Annotated in this window: 25 protein-coding genes; 9 read left to right on the top strand and 16 right to left on the bottom strand. The window is 37.8% G+C overall.

Going from position 1 to position 21,746, the window contains the following annotated elements:
* Window positions 1-179: 179 nt before the first annotated feature.
* Complete coding sequence (gene apbC / locus J8L70_RS04935; RefSeq protein WP_211054362.1) at window positions 180-1,256, top strand: iron-sulfur cluster carrier protein ApbC; 1,077 nt, start codon at window positions 180-182, stop codon at window positions 1,254-1,256.
* A gap of 5 nt (window positions 1,257-1,261) precedes the next feature.
* A complete protein-coding gene (gene dcd, locus J8L70_RS04930; RefSeq protein WP_211054361.1) occupies window positions 1,262-1,846 on the top strand; it encodes a dCTP deaminase in 585 nt (194 codons plus the stop codon).
* Between the two features lie 10 nt (window positions 1,847-1,856).
* Here dcd and J8L70_RS04925 read toward each other — a convergent pair whose 3' ends face one another.
* Window positions 1,857-2,633 (bottom strand): CLCA_X family protein, encoded by a 777-nt coding sequence (locus tag J8L70_RS04925; RefSeq protein ID WP_211054360.1) that lies wholly within the window; start codon window positions 2,631-2,633, stop codon window positions 1,857-1,859.
* Window positions 2,633-3,232, bottom strand: coding sequence for a tRNA-uridine aminocarboxypropyltransferase (locus J8L70_RS04920; protein ID WP_211054359.1), 600 nt, complete (start codon window positions 3,230-3,232; stop codon window positions 2,633-2,635). Before J8L70_RS04920 ends, J8L70_RS04925 begins: the two co-directional genes overlap by 1 nt.
* A gap of 130 nt (window positions 3,233-3,362) precedes the next feature.
* Here J8L70_RS04920 and J8L70_RS04915 point away from each other — a divergent pair, with 130 nt between their 5' ends.
* Both J8L70_RS04915 and J8L70_RS04910 read left to right on the top strand, forming a co-directional pair.
* Entirely contained in the window at window positions 3,363-3,707 is a 345-nt protein-coding gene (locus tag J8L70_RS04915) for an Hpt domain-containing protein (RefSeq protein WP_211054358.1), read from the top strand.
* Window positions 3,708-3,813: 106 nt separating this feature from the next.
* A complete protein-coding gene (locus J8L70_RS04910; protein WP_211054357.1) occupies window positions 3,814-5,031 on the top strand; it encodes a pyridoxal phosphate-dependent aminotransferase in 1,218 nt (405 codons plus the stop codon).
* 57 nt (window positions 5,032-5,088) lie between these two features.
* On the opposite strand, the gene J8L70_RS04905 is transcribed toward J8L70_RS04910, so the two are convergent.
* Genes J8L70_RS04905 through J8L70_RS04890 form a run of 4 tightly spaced genes read right to left on the bottom strand, consistent with a single transcriptional unit; the run spans window position 5,089 to window position 8,036 of the window.
* Window positions 5,089-5,559 carry a glycine zipper 2TM domain-containing protein gene (locus J8L70_RS04905; RefSeq protein WP_211054356.1) on the bottom strand — a complete coding sequence of 157 codons (471 nt, stop codon included), beginning with the start codon at window positions 5,557-5,559 and terminating at the stop codon, window positions 5,089-5,091.
* A gap of 45 nt (window positions 5,560-5,604) precedes the next feature.
* Window positions 5,605-6,219 carry a penicillin-binding protein activator LpoB gene (gene lpoB / locus J8L70_RS04900; protein WP_282098165.1) on the bottom strand — a complete coding sequence of 205 codons (615 nt, stop codon included), beginning with the start codon at window positions 6,217-6,219 and terminating at the stop codon, window positions 5,605-5,607.
* 18 nt (window positions 6,220-6,237) lie between these two features.
* On the bottom strand, window positions 6,238-6,663 hold the full coding sequence (locus tag J8L70_RS04895; RefSeq protein ID WP_211054354.1) for a YcfL family protein: 426 nt from the start codon (window positions 6,661-6,663) through the stop codon (window positions 6,238-6,240).
* 8 nt (window positions 6,664-6,671) lie between these two features.
* On the bottom strand, window positions 6,672-8,036 hold the full coding sequence (locus J8L70_RS04890) for an adenine DNA methylase (protein ID WP_211054353.1): 1,365 nt from the start codon (window positions 8,034-8,036) through the stop codon (window positions 6,672-6,674).
* Window positions 8,037-8,206: 170 nt separating this feature from the next.
* Between J8L70_RS04890 and J8L70_RS04885 the strand changes: the two genes are divergently transcribed.
* Window positions 8,207-9,079: a DMT family transporter gene (locus J8L70_RS04885; protein WP_211054352.1), complete on the top strand. Its 873-nt coding sequence runs from the start codon at window positions 8,207-8,209 to the stop codon at window positions 9,077-9,079.
* A 23-nt stretch (window positions 9,080-9,102) separates the two neighbouring features.
* On the opposite strand, the gene J8L70_RS04880 is transcribed toward J8L70_RS04885, so the two are convergent.
* From J8L70_RS04880 to J8L70_RS04855, 6 genes are all read right to left on the bottom strand, one after another.
* On the bottom strand, window positions 9,103-9,789 hold the full coding sequence (locus J8L70_RS04880; protein WP_211054351.1) for a M15 family metallopeptidase: 687 nt from the start codon (window positions 9,787-9,789) through the stop codon (window positions 9,103-9,105).
* Window positions 9,789-10,919: a succinyl-diaminopimelate desuccinylase gene (gene dapE / locus J8L70_RS04875; protein ID WP_211054350.1), complete on the bottom strand. Its 1,131-nt coding sequence runs from the start codon at window positions 10,917-10,919 to the stop codon at window positions 9,789-9,791. The genes J8L70_RS04880 and dapE overlap by 1 nt, the downstream gene beginning before the upstream one ends.
* Window positions 10,916-11,263, bottom strand: coding sequence for an ArsC family reductase (locus J8L70_RS04870; protein WP_211054349.1), 348 nt, complete (start codon window positions 11,261-11,263; stop codon window positions 10,916-10,918). Before J8L70_RS04870 ends, dapE begins: the two co-directional genes overlap by 4 nt.
* A gap of 3 nt (window positions 11,264-11,266) precedes the next feature.
* The gene (locus J8L70_RS04865) at window positions 11,267-11,764 is read right to left on the bottom strand and encodes a PTS glucose transporter subunit IIA (protein WP_211054348.1); all 498 of its coding nucleotides are present in this window, start codon (window positions 11,762-11,764) and stop codon (window positions 11,267-11,269) included.
* Between the two features lie 315 nt (window positions 11,765-12,079).
* Window positions 12,080-14,233, bottom strand: coding sequence for a phosphate acetyltransferase (gene pta / locus J8L70_RS04860; protein WP_211054347.1), 2,154 nt, complete (start codon window positions 14,231-14,233; stop codon window positions 12,080-12,082).
* Entirely contained in the window at window positions 14,234-15,448 is a 1,215-nt protein-coding gene (locus tag J8L70_RS04855; RefSeq protein WP_211054346.1) for an acetate kinase, read from the bottom strand.
* 223 nt (window positions 15,449-15,671) lie between these two features.
* Here J8L70_RS04855 and yfbV point away from each other — a divergent pair, with 223 nt between their 5' ends.
* A complete protein-coding gene (yfbV, locus tag J8L70_RS04850; RefSeq protein ID WP_211054345.1) occupies window positions 15,672-16,118 on the top strand; it encodes a terminus macrodomain insulation protein YfbV in 447 nt (148 codons plus the stop codon).
* Window positions 16,119-16,160: 42 nt separating this feature from the next.
* On the opposite strand, the gene rlmA is transcribed toward yfbV, so the two are convergent.
* The 3 genes from rlmA to xthA are packed head-to-tail and all read right to left on the bottom strand — an operon-like array spanning window position 16,161 to window position 18,417.
* The gene (gene rlmA, locus J8L70_RS04845; protein ID WP_211054344.1) at window positions 16,161-16,964 is read right to left on the bottom strand and encodes a 23S rRNA (guanine(745)-N(1))-methyltransferase; all 804 of its coding nucleotides are present in this window, start codon (window positions 16,962-16,964) and stop codon (window positions 16,161-16,163) included.
* On the bottom strand, window positions 16,961-17,608 hold the full coding sequence (locus J8L70_RS04840) for an energy-coupling factor ABC transporter permease (RefSeq protein ID WP_211054343.1): 648 nt from the start codon (window positions 17,606-17,608) through the stop codon (window positions 16,961-16,963). Before J8L70_RS04840 ends, rlmA begins: the two co-directional genes overlap by 4 nt.
* A gap of 2 nt (window positions 17,609-17,610) precedes the next feature.
* A complete protein-coding gene (xthA, locus tag J8L70_RS04835) occupies window positions 17,611-18,417 on the bottom strand; it encodes an exodeoxyribonuclease III (RefSeq protein ID WP_211054342.1) in 807 nt (268 codons plus the stop codon).
* Between the two features lie 313 nt (window positions 18,418-18,730).
* On the opposite strand from xthA, the gene J8L70_RS04830 reads away from it, so the two are divergent.
* The 3 genes from J8L70_RS04830 to rluB all read left to right on the top strand — a co-directional run bounded on the left by J8L70_RS04830 (window position 18,731) and on the right by rluB (window position 20,833).
* Complete coding sequence (locus J8L70_RS04830; protein WP_211054341.1) at window positions 18,731-19,249, top strand: EF-hand domain-containing protein; 519 nt, start codon at window positions 18,731-18,733, stop codon at window positions 19,247-19,249.
* A gap of 127 nt (window positions 19,250-19,376) precedes the next feature.
* Complete coding sequence (scpB, locus tag J8L70_RS04825; RefSeq protein ID WP_211054340.1) at window positions 19,377-19,967, top strand: SMC-Scp complex subunit ScpB; 591 nt, start codon at window positions 19,377-19,379, stop codon at window positions 19,965-19,967.
* On the top strand, window positions 19,964-20,833 hold the full coding sequence (gene rluB, locus J8L70_RS04820) for a 23S rRNA pseudouridine(2605) synthase RluB (RefSeq protein ID WP_211054339.1): 870 nt from the start codon (window positions 19,964-19,966) through the stop codon (window positions 20,831-20,833). The genes scpB and rluB overlap by 4 nt, the downstream gene beginning before the upstream one ends.
* A 41-nt stretch (window positions 20,834-20,874) precedes the next feature.
* On the opposite strand, the gene J8L70_RS04815 is transcribed toward rluB, so the two are convergent.
* Window positions 20,875-21,621, bottom strand: coding sequence for a YciK family oxidoreductase (locus tag J8L70_RS04815; protein WP_211054338.1), 747 nt, complete (start codon window positions 21,619-21,621; stop codon window positions 20,875-20,877).
* Window positions 21,622-21,746 lie beyond the last annotated feature (125 nt).

Raw genomic sequence — 21,746 nt, 5'->3', positions numbered from 1 at the left:
ATTGAGGATAATCACCATTAAAAAAGTAAGTAATAATGATGGTTATCAAAATTTTATCTATAGCAAATACAACCAAACGGGCAAGTTACTACGGATATTTATTAATTGACTGGTTTTAATGCTGTGAATGTTACATAATTCTTAGGCATTTTTCATCAAAGAAACGCTATTTTATTACTATGTTTGGACTGTCTAAACTTTTCTCTGCTAAATCGGTGGAAAAACAACCTGTTATTTCTGCGCTATCGGAATATAGAAGTGCTGCTTTTGCTATAGGCATTGAGCAACACTTTATTGACGCTATCGTGCAAAACGACGATAAATCATTAACAATTTCTCTAAATTTGCCTTTTGCAGCGCAAAGTGAAATGCAACAAGTGAGTGAGTTTTTAATTGAAAAACTCAATGTGCCAGTCAGTATAATTGCGGCTGTTAAGATCACTGAACCTGCAAAATACAAAACCATTAAACATATTATTTTAATTGCTTCGGGCAAAGGTGGGGTGGGTAAGTCTACCACAGCAGTTAATATTGCTGGTGCGTTAAAAAATGAAGGTGCAAAGGTGGGTATTTTAGATGCCGATATCTATGGACCTTCGATACCTATGTTACTTGGCCTTGTAGGCAGCAAACCCACTACAAAAGATAATAAGCTATTACAACCTTTTATGAGTGATGGCTTAAAAGCGCAATCGATTGGATTTTTAGTCCCCAGTGACGACGCCACGGTTTGGCGTGGCCCAATGGCATCGGGGGCATTAACGCAATTGTTAAACGAAACACAGTGGGGTGAGCTTGATTACCTTATTGTTGATATGCCACCGGGTACGGGAGATATTCAATTAACAATGAGTCAAAAAGTGCCCGCTAGCGGGACTGTCATTGTAACCACACCACAAGATTTAGCGCTAGCTGATGCGCAAAAAGGCATTGCTATGTTTAATAAAGTCAATGTGCCTGTTTTAGGGTTAATTGAAAACATGAGCCATTTTTTATGTACTCATTGTGGTGAACCTAATCACGTATTTGGCAAAGATGGCGCAGAAAAACTAGCGCATAAACACGGTGTTCCCGTGTTATCACACATTCCACTTGCTATTGATATTCGTGAATATTCGGAGCAGGGCAAGCTCATTGCAAACGATATTAATGCCCAAGTAAGCCAAACATACAGTGCCGCGGCAAGGTTAATTGCCAGCACTATTTACTACCAACAACATCATAATGCCGTTGAAATTGTGATCACAGAAGATTAGTAATAATGAGACTTTCAGATACCCATATTAAAGAATACTTAAACGATAACCGCATTGTCATTGAGCCGACACCCAGCGAAGATATGATTTCGGGTGTGACTGCGGATTTACGCTTAGGCAATAAATTTAGAACGTTTAACGCACAAAATGCGGCTTTTGTTGATTTAAGTGGTCCTAAAGATCAATTAAACAAAGCCATGGAATCAATAATGAGCGATGAAATTGTTCTTGATGACGGTGAAGCTTTTTATTTACACCCCGGTGAACTTGCTTTGGCTATTACTTACGAAAAAGTAACACTACCAGCCGATATTGTAGGCTGGCTAGATGGTCGCTCTTCGTTAGCACGTTTGGGTTTAATGGTGCATGTGACTGCTCACCGAATTGATCCCGGTTGGAGTGGCAACATTGTATTAGAGTTTTATAACTCGGGTAAATTACCGTTAGCACTAAGGCCGATGATGAAAATTGGCGCAATGAGCTTTGAAATGCTGTCGAGTGTTTGTGAAAAACCATATAACAAACGCGAAGATGCAAAATATAAAGATCAAAGTAGTGCAGTTGCAAGCAGAATAAGTGACGACAAATAACTTATTTTTATTATTTATGTAGCGCAAGGCCTAATAATTCAAAATATTGGTTAAGTGCTACATTTGCTTTATGTAAATGTGAATGAGCTGGATAAATTAGATTACTTGTATTTAATCCACTGACTAAAAAGCTATTTTTAATTTCGGGGTGTTGATCAATACACGCTTCAAAACAACGGGCTGCTAATTCTTCGGGCATGCTCATATAATTTAATTTTTGTGCCTTGTCGTAGTGTATACATTTTACAACATAATCATTGGCATCATTACCCGATTCAGTTAAAAACACCTGTTTAAAATAATGGTTTAATGCACTATTTAATGGGTGTGATAAGTTTGGGTTATGCGATAACCATAACTTAGAAGCAAAATCGTAGGTCTTTGTATTATCGAATAAATGATGACAAATATGATGATCAAAAGCATGAAACCACTCATGGGCAAGTGCGCCTCCACCTGCATTTTTAGCTAACGCTAAAGTGTGGCTTGTCGCGTTATAATGCGCCTGCACACCTTTTTGTCCACCGTGGCCAAAAGCAAAATTTAGTTTCCCACGCAATCCAATTGCATGTGGTGGTAGATGTAAAATTTGCGCTAAATCTGCCAAGGCATCATAAATTAAATTCGCACTAATAAAGCGTTCTTCTTTTGTTACCCATTTACCAACAACCATGGTTTTAAAACCAAATGTCTGTTTTATATCGGTAAAGTCAACTTGATCATCAAATCTGTAATCAGGCCCCTGACGAGTAAATCCTCGCTTTAGTCTGTTTGCATACTGAACCATTAATCTAAATACCGTGCTTTGACATGCTCAGGCATGTGTTTAGTTTGTTGATGATTTAATGCTTGCAGCAATTTATATAATGGCGCTGGGTCTTGATTAGATATTAAAAACAAGCTGTGCGCGACTGCCTCTAAGGTCGATAAACTGTCTATACGAGGGGCTTTTCTTATTCGGTATTGATTTTTAGGAATGGTATTAAAGCTTATACACGTAAACCGTTGGAGCTGAGTGGTTAACTGAAAAATCTTATACGCTTTTTTCCATGTTCCATCAATTACAATTAAATGTGTAATTGTAGGAAGTTTCTCTAATGTAACTGAATTATCTATATTTTTTGAATTTTCATTTGGGTACAATAGTACGGTATTGGCCGTTGGAAGATTATTTAAAACGGCATTAAAGTCGTTGCTATTTTCGCCAATGACTATTTCACAATGAGAGAGACTTAAATTTAATAATTTGGCTGTGTTTTTTGTCACTTTAGTTTCGCTAGGGTGTTGTAAAACAATAACGTGAACTGGGTTTTTTATTGCTGTAATAGCGTGACAAATACAGGTGTTTATTGCAAATTCACAATGCTGACAAAGTGCCCGAGCCATGATTAATATACTTTTATGTTTCTTAACTTAATGAACAAATTATACATTTATAGTGCGTTTAAAGTTGGTTTTTTTTTCTTAGCAATATAAAGTAGTAAAAACAGCACAGATTGTTGCAAAAGGATAAATGATGACAGAAATTACAATTGAACATTCCGCTTTAGAAAGTATGGAAGGGTTATTAGGCGAGCAATTTGGCGATACGCTTGATTTTTGCTGTGCTGAATTTGAGCGCTTAAGTTCTGAAGTGCTTGTTGCGCTTGGGAATGATAAAGAAGCAGCAACCCGCCATGCTCATAGTTTAAAGTCTAATGCGGCTCAGTTTGGTGCTCAAAGCTTAGCTGAAGTTGCTCGTGATATTGAACAAAGTTTAGTGGTAGATAACTTAGCACAAGCGCAAAACGCGGCTAGCTCGCTCGATGAACAAGTAAAAGGCTCCAAAGAACAGCTTTTACAATGGTTGGCTCAACGTTAATAAAGTAAATTGCAAAGTGAATTAATTTCAGTTTTAACATGTTAATTAGGCTGGCATTTTACACAACGACTAGGTTAATCTAAACGCTGGATTAGTTGAGGTGAAAATGTCACAAATAAATAAGAGTCACAAATTAGAAGGTGTATGTTATGACATTCGTGGGCCTGTATTAGCGCAAGCTAAAAAAATGGAAGACGAAGGTCAAAAAGTACTTAAATTAAATATCGGTAATCCCGCAGCGTTTGGTTTTGATATGCCCGAGGATATGCACCGCGATATTATTCGAAATTTATATTCAGCCCAAGGCTACTGTGACTCAAAAGGCCTCTATTCAGCCCGTGTGGCTATCTATCAGCATTACCAGCAACGAGGTTTAAATAACCTCGATGTAGATAATATTTACATTGGTAATGGTGTAAGTGAACTTATTCAAATGATTACCCAAGCATTATTAAATAATAATGACGAGGTACTTATTCCTGCTCCTGATTACCCATTATGGACTGCCTCTGTTAAGTTAGCGGGTGGTAATCCGGTGCATTATTTATGCGATGAAGAACAAGACTGGTTTCCTGATATTGCTGATATAAAAAGCAAAATAACATCTAAAACCAAAGCCTTAGTGTTAATTAATCCCAATAACCCAACCGGTGCTGTGTACAGCGATGATTTATTGCAGCAGTTGATTGAGGTGGCAAGAGAACATCAACTATTGCTGCTCAGTGATGAGATTTACGAAAAGATTTTATACGATGGGACTAAACACACTTCAATCGGTGCGCTGTGTGATGATGTGCCGATTATCACCTTTAATGGATTAGCAAAAACTTATCGTGCTGCTGGTTTAAGAATGGGGTGGATGGTGTTAAGTGGCCGCACGTCTGTGATGGATGATTTACGCCGTGGACTAGATATTCTCGCGTCAATGCGTTTGTGTGCCAATGTACCCGCTCAATATGCGATTCAGCAGGCGCTTGGTGGTGTACAGTCAATTGACAGCTTAATCGATCCCGGTGGGCGCTTGTATGTTCAACGTGATATTGCGTGGCGAGGGCTTAATGCGATTGAAGGGATTAGTTGTAAAAAGCCTAAAGGCGCGCTCTATGCTTTTGCTAAAATAGATACCCATCATTTTAATATTAAAAGTGATGAGCAGGTGATGTATGATTTGCTCAAAGCCGAAAAAATACTATTAGTGCATGGTCGTGCATTTAATTGGCCTGAGCCTGATCATTTTAGGCTCGTATTTTTACCAAATAAAGATGATTTATCAGACGCTATGATGAAAATGCAACGGTTTTTTAAAGATTATAAGCAAACTTAATGTCGTGCATAAATAAAAAACGAGCACAAAAGGCTCGTTTTTTATTTGTATTAATTTTTAATAAGCTTGATCTACTCGTACGGTATTATCTGATAAGTACACTAAACGAACACTATCGCCGTGTTTAAATTGCATATTGTTGTCCTTTTCTTGAATCACCATATATTGTTCATCGTGACCAACATTAATAAATAGTTCAACTAATTGTGTCTGCATATATTGCCTGTCTGTCGGTGAATTATGAGCAATATTGCCGCCAACGATTGCACCTAAAATAGTGGCGACTTTTCTACCTGAGCCACTGCCAAATTGATGACCAATTGCGCCTCCCAATAATGCACCACCAAAAGTTTGCCAATTATTTTTCTTATCTTCTAAAAGTGTACGTTGAGAAATATTTCGAACACTGAGCACTTCTCCAAACAAGACCTTTTGCACCGGGACTGCTTTATTCCTGTTGTAATTTGCATACGTTAATTGGCTAAACATTAACAACAAGGTTACTAAAGTTAGGTTTAATTTTTTCATATTAACCCCCTTAAACTATCACTATTGAAGTAAGAAAATGATGCGCTACCAACCAAATGTAGATTTCTCTTTGGTTTTACGAATTTGGGTTTCGTCACGCCATTCAACAGTCCCAGTTTGTAAATCAAGTAAGCTTATGGTGAATTTATAATATACATCTGACTTATCGGCATTACTTTTAACGATACTTGATAAGTTTCCGTACAACATATATTGGGCGCCAAGTTGTTGTCCAAATTGTACCGCGGTGGCAGGGTTAACTAATGGGTCGTTATTTTGATAATTAAGTTGTTCACGCACGGCCTCAACACGCGTCATGTCAACAAATCTAAACTGGCCACTGCGTAACAATTGTGTAGAAATAGAGTCGGTAATGGATTCGGTGTCTATGTGTTCACTGGTTTTGTTTTTAATACGCTCAACAAACACCAAAGGGCGTGTATTCACCGTTGCGGTTTTAATAAACGCAGAGCTTAGAAGAGAGTCGGTCATTTGACTGGCAACCGTTTGTAAATCAGTGGAGCCGAAGTTAATGTCTGTCGTTTCTACTGCTTGTGCATCGCCATAGCTCACAACGGCTTTATTAGCGCAGCCAGCTAAAATTAAAGTACTGCAACTAAGCAGTGATAATGCAACAAGTGAATGGCGTTTATGTGTCATATTCATCATAAGGCTCCTTTAATTTGTAAATGTTTGTGGCTTAGTCGATACTTTTCGTACCGATAAAGAAAAAGTGGTTGCCTGTGGATTTGGCGCTAATCCGGGTATTTGAGTATTCGAAAAGCCAAAAAGAGTGATTGCTTGCCATGGAGAATGCTCGCCTTTAATTATAAAGCCATCACTATCGTACCAGTTAAACTGATATTGTAATTTTTGCGATTTTTTGTACTGACTACTTAATGTAACAACGACATCGGTTAGTTGATTGGTTTGGCGTGTTTTAACATCTGTAATAACTATTTTTTTAGCTAAATCGGGGTTGTTTACTTTTAGCTGCTGATTAAATTGAGTATTTTGATTGGTTACACTGATTGCTGAAGTATCAGGTTGTGAACTGCATGCACTGAGTAATAACATGCCCACAATAGGGATTAAATATTTCATAACTGCTCCTAAAGCTTAACTACGTGGTAGTTAAAATAGTGATTAATAGAGGTTAAGTAAATTAACGTTAACCCTTGCTTACTAACGCTGAAATTTATTTTGCTCTGGTTGATTATATTAAGGCTATGTATTCCTGGTGTTAATGGGTATCGGGCTACACTAATTTTATTCGGTAATGTGTTCCAACTTCGGGTATCTGCCTGTTCAGATGCTAAATTATAAATATTGGCTATGATATTGCCTACATTTCCAGCACTGCGTGCTATTTCTTCTCTTAATTTTTCTTTGCTATAAAGCCTTAATAATTGACGAGATAGTTTACTAGGCATTTCATCTTTAAGTGTTTTTGCAGCCAGTGATTCAATATTAACTAAAGGGCTAAATTGCAGAGGTTGTTGATCTATCATTAAATTATTTAACGTAGTGCTATATGGCATATCGTTATACGCTGGCAGCGCTAAACTATAAAAACGAGCATCGCCAGAGGAGGTATTAATTGGAAGGCGTATTTTAAATTCAACCTGAGAGGGGACAAGCCCTTGTTCTAGAATAATAATCACTTCACCCTGCTCTGGGGGGAGTTCACTAATTTGTTTAGCGCTTTGTTGATCGACAGGAAAATCAATATCAAAATTTTGTCGTTTTGCCAATCTCTGTAAATCCTGCTGTATAAACTGATTGTTTGGCATAATTTCGAGTGCTTTTTTATAATCAATATAAGCATCATCGTATTGTTTATTTGCTTGATATAACAGTGCAGATAAGTAATAAGTAAATGCATTTTGAAACCCATTTTTAATATTACCAATTAACTCATCCATTGCTGGATAATGCGATTGCGCTAACGTTTGAGTTTCATTTATTTGTGTTTGATTGTCTTGCAGGGCTTTTTTTTGTACTTGATTGGCACGGCGGATTTCGACTAAAGCCGCTTCTAAGTTATTGTCGTAAATATAGTTTAATGCTTTATAACTATGTAACATACTCATCTCATAACGGGGAGGAGTATAGGCAATGCTTGAATCATTCGTTAGTAATGCATTACTTTGTTCAACGGCGGTGCTTAATTGTAGTTTAGCGCTTTGGTTATCTAATTGGACTTGTTGGTAAATACGTTCGTAGAGGGCTTTTGCTTGCTGTGAGTCGTTATTTAAATCAGCTAAACGAGCTTGTTCGAGTAAATTTAATAAGTAATTAGCGTGACCATGGGCGCGCTTTGAGATAAGTTGCTGAGCTTTATTAAGGTTATTGTTTTTAATCGCACTGCGGATGGGCGCAACTTCACTTGCGTAATCGTTAAATAAATTATTAAAACTGATTGTGCTGCAACCAGCTAGCATGAGGCAAACACAAAAAACAAGACTGCGTAGCACATTTAACCCCTATAAAATTATTACAATGAGATTAACATAGGTCATGTAATTATCACTGTGAAACATTGTAAAAAAGCGTAGAGTAGGTGCTCTGAACTTAAAATGAATTTTTATTTTTGTCTATTTTAAATTACTTTATTTTGCTGACTATTATTAATTAAGGAATACTTTTGAAAGCAACTATTTATACCCTTATTGCTTTAATTGCATTTGCTGCAAATTCACTGTTGTGCAGAATGGCCTTAGCACAGGGTTATATTGATGCTTGGAACTTTACTATTGTACGTTTATTAAGTGGTGCACTGTGTTTGTCATTCATTATGGCTATCTATAGTTATAAGTTAAAACAAAAACCGCACTATGATAAAAAAATATTAACAGATACAGGAAGTTGGCGAAGTAGCTTGAGTCTTTTAGTGTATGCATTGTGTTTCTCGGTTGCGTATATTGAGTTAGATACAGGCACTGGCGCACTCATTTTGTTCTCAGCGGTGCAGCTAACTATGATGGGCTGGGGAATTTATAACAAAGAGCAACTTAGTTCGGTGCAGTGGGGAGCATTTTTACTCGCTCTTGCAGGGTTTATTTATTTAATGCTGCCTTCTGCGGCGATACCCTCTATTTTACCTGCAAGTTTAATGGCGCTCAGTGGGGTTGCATGGGGTATTTATAGTATTAGAGGTAAGCGCTGTGTGTCGCCGTTAAGGGCTACCGGGTTTAATTTTATTCGTAGTGTTGTGCTGTTGCCAATTTTAGCTATCGTTGGTTTTAGTTATTTAAATGATTTGAGTATGATTGGTATTTTATTAGCATGTGCCTCAGGGGCGTTAGCCTCAGGGATTGGTTATAGCGTATGGTATGTGGCAATACCACTGTTAAAAAGTACCCATGCTGCGGTGGTTCAATTATGTGTGCCAGTGCTTGCCGCTTTAGCGGGGGTTGTATTTTTATCTGAGCCATTAACCACTCAATTTATTATTGCAAGCAGCGTTATTTTAGCATCAGTATGGGTGTTTATAAGCTATAAAAAAGTAACCCCTTAAAGTGCCTATTATTAATGTCAGCCCTAAGGTGGGCTGACATTGGTTACATAGCGAGAATATATTTGCGTTAAATTAGCTATAATTTCGTGTTTCCCTAACACATGACTTTGCTCTATACAGCGAAGCAGATCTGTTTGCGTTAAGCTTTTTAACATCAATTGAGATTGCTTTATATGACTTATATGCCAAAGCTCTGGAGCTACCCCCCCTAAGTCGAGTTTATAAGGGCGATAAAAACCATATTTAGTTAGATTTTTATCTAACCAATCGCTCAAAGGAGCAAATGGGCCGCCGTGTTGATATTCATCAGGTGTTAGTTGTAACTGGTAATCGTTACTCACTGCTGAGCTATCAAATACATCTAAATCGGTCCCTAAATGATGCCTACTGGCTCCAGGTAATGCAGAGTAGCGCATTATTGCGTTACACTTTTCAAAATCCGATAAGCGGGTTATATCAATAACGCGTTGGTTTATATCAAGTACAGGGCGCAGGCCACTAAACTTATTATCCCAAATAATTTGTTGGCGATTAAAATCACGAAAGCTAGAGGCTATGGTTAATCTAAAACCGGCTTGTTTAGCGGCTGTTTGCAGTGATAAAAAATCATCGATAATAGCGTAATGTAGCCGATGTTGTTGAACATCGACTAAATGTGTATCCGTTTGCCCGGTGATACACTGCAAATTGGCTGATAATAAATCACTCATTATGTTAAAAGTTGCTCTAGTATTTTCTCGTATATGTCACTCAACGCGATTAAATCATCGGTGCTAACACATTCGTCAATTTTATGAATCGTTTCGTTACGTGGTCCAAGCTCTATAACCTTAGCACCTGTTTGTGCAATAAAACGGCCATCAGAGGTCCCACCGGTTGTTTCTAAGTTGCTGGTAAGGCCTGTCACTGTTTTTATTGCAGCAATAGTTGCATCTACTAATGGGCCATGTTCTGTAATAAACGGTAAACCATTAACTATCCAACTTAGCTCATAGTTTAAATCGTGGTGTTGTAAAATAGAATTAACACGTTGTTGTAACTGCTCATGGGTTACTTCGGTGCTAAAACGAAAATTAAACTGTATTGCTAATTCTCCAGGGATCACATTACCAGCCCCGGTGCCGCCATTTATGTTTGATATTTGAAAACTCGTTGCCGGAAAAAACTCGTTCCCTTCATCCCACACTGTATTACTAAGCTCGGTCAAAGCCGGTGAGGCTAAATGAATGGGGTTTTGTGCCAAGTGAGGATAAGCAACGTGACCCTGAATACCTTTAACCGTTAAAAAGCCTGTCAGTGAGCCTCTACGGCCATTTTTAACAACATCACCTAAGGTATCGCGTGAAGACGGTTCGCCAACTAAACACATGTCAATTTTTTCACCGCGTGCTTCAAGGGTGTCTACTACTTTTGTGGTGCCATTTATAAATGGCCCTTCTTCATCTGAGGTGATTAAAAAAGAAATAGACCCTTTGTGATCAGGGTGTTTACCAACAAAACGCTCTGTAGCAACTAACATTGCAGCAAGCGAGCCTTTCATATCTGCAGCGCCTCGGCCATGTAATAAACCGTCTTTCACTAATCCTGAAAAAGGGGGGTGTTGCCAATTTTTTTCAGGGCCAGTAGGGACTACATCAGTATGTCCTGCAAAACAAAAATGCGGAGAAGTATCACCTTTTCGAGCCCAGGTATTTAGCGTATCGGTAAAAAACATCGATTCGATATTAAACCCAATTGAACTTAGGCGTTCGTTCATTAATTCTTGGCATCCAGCATCTTCAGGTGTGACTGATTGTCGCTGAATAAGCTGTTGTGCGAGTGTGATTACATCATGCATCATTTGCTAAAAACCTCATTATATTGTGCGGGTTTAAAACCTAAATGATACTGCTCATTAGTCACTAATACAGGGCGTTTTATCATAGCGGGTTGTTCACATAGTAAAGTAATGGCGCTCTCTTTAGTTAAGCTTTGCTTTTGTTCATCACTGAGTGCGCGATAAGTGGTGCCGCGTTTATTAACCAACAGCTGCCAATCTAGATGTGTCGAAAATTCAGTGATCATCGCCTCATCAACTCCATCTTTACGATAATCATGAAAGGTGAAAGGGATATTGTTTTCGGTTAAATACTTTTTTGCTTTTTTAATTGTGTCGCAATTACTAATACCATATAAGGTTGTCATAATTTATATCTTCTTAATGATTGATAATATAGGGTCTATACCCGCATTAACATGGGTGTGAGAAAAATGAAAACGACCTAAATTGTGCCCGTTTAATAAAACGACACTCGCGAGTATCGGTGATTCAAGTTCTAACAAGTCGAAATATGCGAGCTGTTGGGAATGGGTGATATTTTTGCCATTTAATTGAGTTATTCGAGTATGCGAAAGTGGCTTTTTAGCAATAATATGTAAATTTAATAATAACTTTATTCCGTTATCTGCTTGTAACACAAATTCTGTACCGGCATTTTTAACTTGTAATAATTTTCCGTTAAAAGGAGCTAAAATTTTATGGCTAGAAAGCTCAACTAATACACTTGGACCTAAGGTACTGTAACGAAAAAAAGCAACAGGATGTGTATCGATAGACAACACTTTACCCGTAAAGGGGCTCGCTATGTTTAAACTATTTAAAGGCAGTGTGTTTTGCGCTTTATATGTAACTTGCAAAGCATTCATTTGATTACCTAATAAAAGGAAAGTGGGGGTGCTTTGAAAATAGCAAAGCGATATAAAAATAATAACGTGTGATCAAACTACCCTTTGTGCTTTTTTATTATTGGTTGAAGTGACATTGTTATTTTAAATAACCAGCCATAAAAACATTCTGACAATTATATTATAGAAAAATAACAAGTAATAAAAGGGAAAAGCCTATTTGAAGTTGTCCACATTTCCTGTGGGTAACTCTGCGTATTTTTCGGTATAACTAGCCTAACTATTTAATATAAAATAAAAAAATAGTTAGGCTATAAAAAACACTAAATAAGCTAGTTATTTTAAATCAGCCACTTGTTTTGCCTGAATGGCCGTAAGTGCAATGGTATAAACAATATCGTCAACTAAAGCGCCTCGGCTTAAATCATTGACGGGTTTACGCATCCCTTGCAACATCGGTCCAATACTAATGAGTTCGGCACTTCGTTGTACTGCTTTGTAAGTTGTATTACCGGTGTTTAAATCGGGGAAAATAAAGACGGTGGCTTTACCTGCAACAGGGCTGTTAGGCGCTTTTTTAATTGCTACATTTTCCATGATAGCTGCATCATATTGCAACGGGCCATCAATAATTAAATCAGGACGTTTTTGTTTTGCAATCTGTGTTGCTTCACGTACTTTTTCAACATCGGCGCCAGTCCCTGAGGTACCTGTGCTATAGCTTATCATTGCAACTCTCGGTTCAATGCCAAATGCCGCAGCTGAATCGGCCGATTGAATCGCAATATCAGCTAATTGTTCTGCGTTAGGGTCTGGGTTTATCGCACAATCACCATACACTAAGACTTGATCTGGCAATAACATAAAGAATATTGACGAAACAAGCGATGAACCAGGCGCTGTTTTTATCAGTTGCAGCGGTGGGCGAATTGTATTGGCGGTGGTATTAACGGCACCCGAAACGAGACCATCGACTTGGTTTTGCTCTAACATCATGGTTCCAAGTACAACGTTATCTTGTAATTGTTCTTGTGCAACAACTTCAGTTAAACCTTTGCCTTTTCGTATTTCAACCATGGGCTCAACATAATCATTAATTATATCTTTTGGTTGGACAATACTCACATGCTCGTTAAGTTCAATACCTTGTTGCTCAGCGATACGCATTATTTCTTCACGTTCGCCTAATAAGATTGTTTTGGCAATTCCTCTTTGTCCACAAATAGCCGCCGCTTTTATAGTACGAGGCTCATTGCCCTCAGGTAATACGATTGTTTTACCTGCTTTTCTTGCTTTATCGGTTAATAAATATCTAAACGCTGGTGGTGATAATTTGCGCGTTTTCCCAACGCTTTGGGCAAGGGTATCTAACCAATCAGAGTCAATATGATCTGCATTGTGATCTTTGACTTTTTCTATGCGCTGTTCATCATCACTAGGCACTTCCATATTGAAGTTATGTAATAGTAAAGATGTACGCCAAGTATCAGACGTTGTGGCTAATATTGGTAAGCCGGTTTTCATTGCTTGTTCGCACAGTGCCATAATTCTTGGTTCTGGTTCAAAGCCACCAGTGAGTAAAATAGCGCCAATTTTTGTACCATTCATGGCAGATAAACACGCAGCAACTAAAATATCTGAGCGATCACCTGGGGTGACTAACAATGCACCCGGCGTGAAGTGATTTAAGATATTTGATACGGTACGGGCACAAAAAGTAATGCGGCGGAGTCGGCGGTGCATCATGTCGCCTTCATTAATAATGGTGGCTTTTAAATACGCACTTAAATCTTTTACTCGTGGTGCAACTAAATCAAAATCCCAAGGTATGCTGCCTAACAGCATAAAAGGGTTTTTTCTAAAAATGGGTAGTGACGCTAGTCGATTTAACGCGTTATCGAGTGCATCAGCATTATACGAATCAACTAAATCAGCTCGCGCTCTTCCTTCTTCATCAAGCGGAGCATTCACTTTATTAAAAATACAGCCTAATACGCGAGGATGTTCAACTCCGCCATAGTAACCGGCGGCTATTTCTAAACGATCTTCTAGTTGATTGTTATTATCATTACCTGGAGTGAGTACAAATACAATGTCGGCTCCAAGTGTTTGTGCTATTTCGCGATTAACTCGACCAGCATATGGTTGACGTCGCGTTGGGACCATACCTTCGATAATAGCGACTTCATCGGGATTAATTTTACTTTCGAAACGCTCTACAATTTCTTCTAATAAATCGTCACCTTTACCATCGCCAATCATTTGTTCTGCATAATCAAGTGCAAATGGCGTTGGGGGAGTAATTGGTGAGCCTTGCATAACAATTTGGGTCGATTTTTCTGGCCCAATTTCGCCGGAGCGCGGTTGTGCGATAGGTTTAAAAAAGTTTACTTTAACCGTTTTTTGTTCTAGTGCGCGCACTATGCCAACCGATACAGATGTCAGGCCGACACCAGTAGAAATTGGGATTAACATGATTCTACGTGCCATTTATAGCTCCTTAGCAATACGTGCTGCGTCGTTGGCGATAACCCATTCTTCATTCGTTGGCATAACAACCGCTTTACTGTGAGCCGAGGTTGAACTGATAATACCTTGTGAGCCAAAGCGGGCGGCTAAATTAGCCTCTTTATCGCAATTAACGCCTAAATACAGTAATTGAGAGATAACTTTTTCACGAATAATATCTGAATTTTCGCCAATACCACCAGTAAAAATAATGGCATCTAAACGTTGTAAAGGCACCATAAAAGCGGCGATTTGTTTAGCTAAACGATAGCAGAACATATCTAAAGCAAGGGTTGCTTTTTTATCACCAGCGATGGCCGCTTCTTCAATTGTTCGACAATCATTAGATAACTCACTGATCCCCAACAAGCCACTTTTTTGATTTAATAAATCGTCAATTTGTTGTGCGCTGTAATCGAGTTGGGTGGTTAAAAAATTAAATAAGCCAGGGTCTATATCGCCACTGCGCGTGCCCATCATTAAACCTTCAAGTGGGGTTAGCCCCATACTTGTATCAACACTTTGGCCATTTTTAATGGCACAAACTGAACAGCCGTTACCTAAGTGGGCACTAATAAAGTTGCTTTTATTAATATCAAGATTTAATAATGCTGCTGTTTGTCCAGCAACATAAAAATGGCTTGTACCATGAAAACCGTAACGCCTTACTCCGTAGTCAGTGTAAAGTTTATAAGGAAGTGCATATAAATACGCAACTTCATTCATACTTTGATGAAACGCTGTATCAAAAACCGCAATTTGTGGTAACCCAGCAAACGCGGCTTGCGCTGATGTAATACCTAACAAATTAGCATGGCCATGCAAAGGGGCTAAAGACGAAGCTTGTTTTATTGCTGATATTACATCGTCGTTTATTAATGCTGATTCGGTAAAGTGTTCGCCACCATGCACAACACGATGTCCAACGGCAATTAAATGTTCATCTAAATGATGCTCTTTAATTAAAGAAACTAACGTATTAATAGCTTCTGCATGAGCTTCGTTTTCAGCTAACTCAATAAGTGTTTTTTTATTATTAAATTTGTACTTAATTGAAGGTGTTTTTGCCCCTAAACGCTCAGCTAAACCCGAAATGATTTCATCACCATTTAAGGCATTGATTATGGCAAATTTTAAACTAGAACTACCACAATTTAACACCAAAACATGTTGTGGTTGAGAAGCGGATATCGGCATAGGTATTTTTCCAACTAAGTAAGCGACTGTTAATCATGATTATATATAATTTACTTGCGTTAATACGAAGTATATAAAGTAACGTTTAGTTTACCTTATGTGCGCCTGTATGTTTAGTTTTTTGGTATGATTTAGTCACTAAATTGGTTTTATTTAACACTAAAATGATTGATAAAATATGTGTTACACTCAATCTAAGATTAAATATGTTTGAGGAGTCATAATGAAAAAAAATGTGATGTCACAAATAAGAATAGGGCGGCAATACGCTAAAAAATGGCCAATGCGTAAAGAGCTGGCTCCATTATTTAATGAATTTAGGGTAATTAAAGCCACCGAATTGGCAATAACAGTGATGCCCATTTTAGCTATGATGACGTTATTTTTTCAATTGCAGTATTTAGGCCCTGATTTTTTACCACAAGCTATTGCCAGTGCATTGTTTTTCATTTCGTTACCAGTACAAGGGGTATTATGGCTTGGTAAACGTGCGCAAACCCCGCTAGAACCTGCAATGTATTCTTGGTACAAACAACTTCATGAAAAAATGGTTGCTAATGGTTATCAGACACAGTTAAGTGAAGTTAAGCCAAACTATATGCAACTTGCCGATTTACTCAATGATATGTTTGAAAAAATGGATAAAGCATTTACTAAAGAACAGTTTTAGTCATGCTTTACTTCACTTATTGCTGTGTTTACTAAGGTAACGCTAACTGTTTTTCACTTTAAATTGAGAAATATAAAAAGATAACGTAACACTTTTACTTGCTGTTTGCTCTAACGCATGCCATTGCTCAGGTCTGAATTTCCATGCAAAAGGGGTCATCATAATTAAGTTTTTAAGTTCATTAAACTCTAACTGAACTTGTTGGCTAATTAGTGTGGTTTTTAAATGCTCAAATCCACTCGGTGGCTGAATCTCAGTATGTTCATTAACGTGTTTATAAATTAATTCTTTTAACTCTTTTAAATGCCACGGCCCCGGACTTGCTATAATTAGTTGTGCATTAGGTTTGGCTAATCTGGCTAGTTCATGTTCAAATAATGGCGCAAAAACACTAATTAAAATATCTGCAAATTGTGATTTAAAAGGTGCTTCGCTGATTGAAGCAACACTAAAATGACAATTAGGGTATCGTTTTGCTGCAAACTTAATGGCCGATTTAGAAATATCAACGCCATACACTTGAGCTTGCGTATGTTGTGCTAATGCGTGTGTATAAAAACCTTCACCACAACCAAGATCCAGCAAAGTGTCTGCGTTAATATCGCTTACAATTTCAATGAGCGCCTGTTGCAAAAAACGATAGTAACCCTGTTCTAAAAAAGCTCTGCGAGCTTGTACCATCTCTAGCGAATCACCAGGGTGTTTTGAGTTTTTATTTTGCACAGGCAGTAAATTAACATACCCTTCTTTTGCAAAATCAAAACTGTGCCTGTTTTCGCAGCTAAGTGTATTATCTATTTTTTGTAACGCAAATGTGCAAAGAGGGCACAAGTAATCAAGACTCATGAGTCTAGGTAATCCTTATCGTAAAAGGTTTTTACCCAATATGGGCGGTAAGTAATTAACAATGTGATAGCCATCGCATTAAGCATTGCTTCGGGGAACCAAATAATTGCGCTTATATATACATAATTGTCAGCGAGTTGATTCCAATCATATTGTCCAATACTAAAATAAAATACAGCGGTTAAGGTAATTTTTATACAGGCTATGATCCCTGCTGAAAAAAATGCACAAACAAATATATAAACAAAAAAATGCCGTGCTAAAAATTGATAACTCAGTAAAAATAAAGTGTAGCTTAGCAAAGTAGGTACAATTACTGTTAATACTAAATGCAGCGCTAATTGTGAAACAGACAGTAGATTAAATGCTAATAGGATTAAAGAGCTTAACATAGCGCTTAATAAACATAAGCGCCAACCTAAAATAAGTGTTGCAGCGGTTAACCCTAAAATATGCAGATCTAAACCGGGTAAAATACCGGCTTTAATTTGCCATAAAACAATAAAAACCAGTGAGCACGCAAGTACGCCTACTTGCCTATATGGCGTTATAAATAACGCCATATAGGTTTGTTTATTCATGCTAAAGGCGTAGCTAAAAGCCACGATCAACCAAAGTAATAATTGGCTCGTCAGTGGTATCATTATTAACTAAACGTCGACCATATTGGTGCGTGGTCTGATGGTTTTTCAATGGCACGTAACTCATAGTCAATACCGGCATCAACACAACGTTTTGCTAACTCAGGTGTCGCTAATACAACATCTATACGTAAGCCGCGGTTATCAACAAAACCTTTTGAGCGGTAATCAAACCATGAGTATTTTTCACCGGTGGTCGGGTGTAACTCTCTAAAAGTATCTTTAAATCCCCAATTTAAAAGCTTTGATAGCCATTCTCGTTCGATGGGTTGAAATGAACACTTTCCAGTTTTTAACCAGCGTTTAGCATTAACTTCACCAATACCAATATCTAAATCGGTCGGCGAAATATTAATATCACCCATAACAATCACGTCTTGATCTGGCGTGTGATTTTCATTTAAGTGGGTCATTAGATCTTTATAAAATTGCTCTTTGTATGGAAATTTAATTTCGTGACTAATGTTATCACCTTGAGGGAAGTAACCATTCATAACGGTTAAATCTTTACCATTAGGTTGTTCTACGGTGACACTAATCATTCTCTTTTGTGATTCGTCGGTGTCGGTAGCAAAACCTTTAAATACAGATTTAGGTTTTTGCTTACACAACATGGCTACGCCGTAATGCGCTTTTTGGCCATGAAAATAAACGTGGTAACCCATTTTTTCTACATCGTCTAAAGGGAATGCTTCATTATGAACTTTGATTTCTTGTAAACCAATAATATCTGGTTGATGTTTATCAATAATAGCCTGAAGTTGATGAAGTCGAGCGCGCAGACCATTAATATTGAAAGAAATCACTTTCATTTGAGTACCTTAATTAAGCAAAATAATGATAATTGTATCAGCAATTTTAAAAATAAAACACGTTAGCTTAGCGCCGTATTACGGTATCTATGTGTGAGTGAGTAATGCATTAATGTCGTTGTATTTTTAATTACGGGTTATAACAAAAGTGATAGATATTGAAAATATTACACATTAGGTTGAAAAGCTTGCTGAGGTGGTAAGTCTTAATAAATTAATATGTTAAGTAACTGGTTGTTTTAAATGTATTTATTTTGTTGGCATTGCATTTGTATATATTAGATTAAATTCATTCACGTTAAGGATATTTATTATGAAAACATTAACACTTGCATCTGCTATTTTAGCCTCTTTAAGTTTAGCTGCGTGCGCTTCACATCCTAAACCAGAACAAATAGATAGTACTTTTGGTAGCCTTGATAACGATCACGATGGTTTTATTTCAAAAGTGGAAGCGGATGATGACAACATTTGGCAGCATTTCTCAAAAATTGATACTAACTATGATGAACAGATTAGTAGAACAGAATTTAACCAGTATATGCAAGCATTTACAGGTCAAGTTGCAGAAGATAGCGAAGTAAGTGAATCTGCTTTTAAAGCTGAAATTACCCGCTTTGACAAAATTGAAAGCAGCTTCTCATCACTCGATAACGATAGCGACGGATATGTGTCGGTTGAAGAAGCCGATGACGATGATATTGCAAATCACTTTGGTTATATGGATAAAAACCAAGATAAACGAATTAGTAAAAAAGAATTTGTACGTTACATAAAGAAAAACGGCAGTGCCGTTGCGGAAGACGAAGCATTAAGTAGTGTTAACTCGTAATTTTATTTAATGTTATCAAGCCAGTGTTTAAACACTGGCTTTTTTATGCGCCAAACTAATAATATATTTTCACACTGGGCTTGTGTTCTGTCATAATATGCGGCTGAGTAAGTGAAGTGGGTAGTTTATGGCTAGTCGGCGAATTAGTGATGAGCAATTGATTGAGATTATCGAAGCAGCCATATTTGTTGCTGATAAACCGGTCTCTAAGCGGTTACTTAAAGATACAGTGCTGAGTGAATTGGCGGTATCTATGAGTCAAATTAATCGTGCAATTGAACAAATTGAAAATCATTTTCAAACCCGAGGGATTCGTCTTGTTGAGGTCGCAAGTGGTTATCGCTTCCAAGCATGTAGTAGCTTAAGTCCTTGGCTAAATACTTTATTTAAAGAACGTGCCCCTAAATACTCCCGTGCTTTGTTAGAAACACTTTCGCTAATAGCTTATCGTCAACCGATAACCCGCGGCGAAATAGAGCAAGTACGTGGCGTAACAACTGGCTCAGCAATCATTAAAACACTACTTGAAAGAGAGTGGATTAAATCTGTAGGGCATAAAGAGGTACCGGGCAAACCGGCTTTATATGCAACTACCAAACAATTTTTAGATTATTTTTCGTTAACTGGTTTAGATAAGTTACCCGCGCTGGAGCAATTACAGCAAAGTAAAATAAATCAGTTATTGAGCGATCCTTCTGTGAGAGAACCATCCGAATGAGTTTACAAGGTGAAAAGTTACAAAAAGTCCTAGCCCGTGCTGGCGTAGGTTCACGACGTGAAATGGAAAAATACATCGACGCGAACCGCGTAAGTGTCAATGGTAAAGTGGCTAAGTTAGGTGATCGCGTCGAAGAAACCGATCAAATAAGAGTTGATGGCCATACGGTTAAAATTGAAGAAAAAGCCGACCGTATTTGTCGCGTAATCATGTATAACAAACCTGAAGGTGAGTTAAGTACACGTAAAGACCCTGAAGGTAGAAGAACCGTTTTCGATCGCCTCCCACGTATTGATGGTGAGCGCTGGATTGCTGTTGGGCGTTTAGATATTAATACCGCAGGCTTGATGTTATTTACCAATGATGGCGAATTAGCAAATAGATTAATGCACCCAAGTTACGAAGTAGAGCGTGAATATTCTGCCCGTGTATTTGGTGAAGTAACAAACGAAACAGTTAAAAACTTAACACGTGGTGTTGAGTTAGAAGATGGTCCAGCGAAATTCTTAACCGTTAAACCTATGGGCGGTGAAGGTATTAACCGATGGTTTAATGTCACGTTAAACGAAGGGCGAAACCGTGAGGTACGTCGTTTGTGGCAATCACAAGAGGTTGAAGTATCACGATTAATACGTATTCGTTATGGAAAGTTAGAGTTAGATAAACGTTTACCACAAGGTGGCTGGAGTGAGCTTGACTTAGAAACAGTTAATTATCTACGTAAAACGGTAAAGTTAGGCCGTGAAACTCAAACTAAGTTATCGGTTATGCCTGAAAAGCGAAAAGATAAACGTGCTAAAATTAACCAAATACGTAAAGCGGTTAAAAAGCACAATCAACGTGCTAAGCAAACAAAACGTAAGTAATATTAAATAAGCCGCTAAATTAGCGGCTTTTTATTATTGGGTTATTTTTTTACTTGTGCATCAAGCGACTGGCCATTGATAGTGCTAGAGTCGTCACACATCAAATATAAGTATGTTGGCATTAAATCCTCTGGTGTCGCTAATTTATCTTTATCTTCACCTGGGTACGCGCTGGCGCGCATTGAGGTGCGAGTAGCCCCTGGATTAATACAGTTTACTCTAATATTGGTTTTTCCCACTTCGCATGCCCATGTTTGCATCATGCCTTCTACAGCAAATTTAGAAATAGCATAAGGGCCCCAAAATTCTCTGCCTTTTCTACCTACACCCGATGAAGTAAACACAATTGATGCGTTGTTAGATTTACGCAAAACGGGGAAAAGCGCTTTAGTGATCATGGCCTGAGCAGTGACATTGACCTTCATAATATTTTCAAAGGTTGAAGAACAAAAGTGCTCAAGCGGGCCTAAAGACCCTAAAATACCCGCATTATTTAATAAGCCATCTAAGCGACCAAATTGGTATTCAATTGTGGCAGCTAAATCACGATAGTTTTGCTTCGTGGCTCCTTTTAAATCCATTGGAACAATGGCAGGTTGTGGGTAGCCTGCATTAACGATTTCATCGTAAACACATTCAAGCTTTTGCGTTGTTTTTCCTAATAGAATAACCGTTGCACCATATTTAGCATACGTGATTGCTGCTACGCGACCAATCCCATCACCGGCGCCGGTTATTAAAATAATTTTATCTTGTAATGCGTTATCGCTCGCTTGAAAAGTGTTCATAAAAATACCCATTGAATTTTTGTTTGAGTTTACCATAGCAAAACATCAAGTAATGGTAATTATTATAAATTTAAGTGGCGAAACTAGAAACTTTACGTTAAGTTTATCTGGTCTAATGACCCGTT

The organism is Pseudoalteromonas sp. MMG010, from assembly GCF_018100905.1.
GTDB lineage: Bacteria > Pseudomonadota > Gammaproteobacteria > Enterobacterales > Alteromonadaceae > Pseudoalteromonas.
This window is presented reverse-complemented; position numbering and strand designations above follow the sequence as displayed.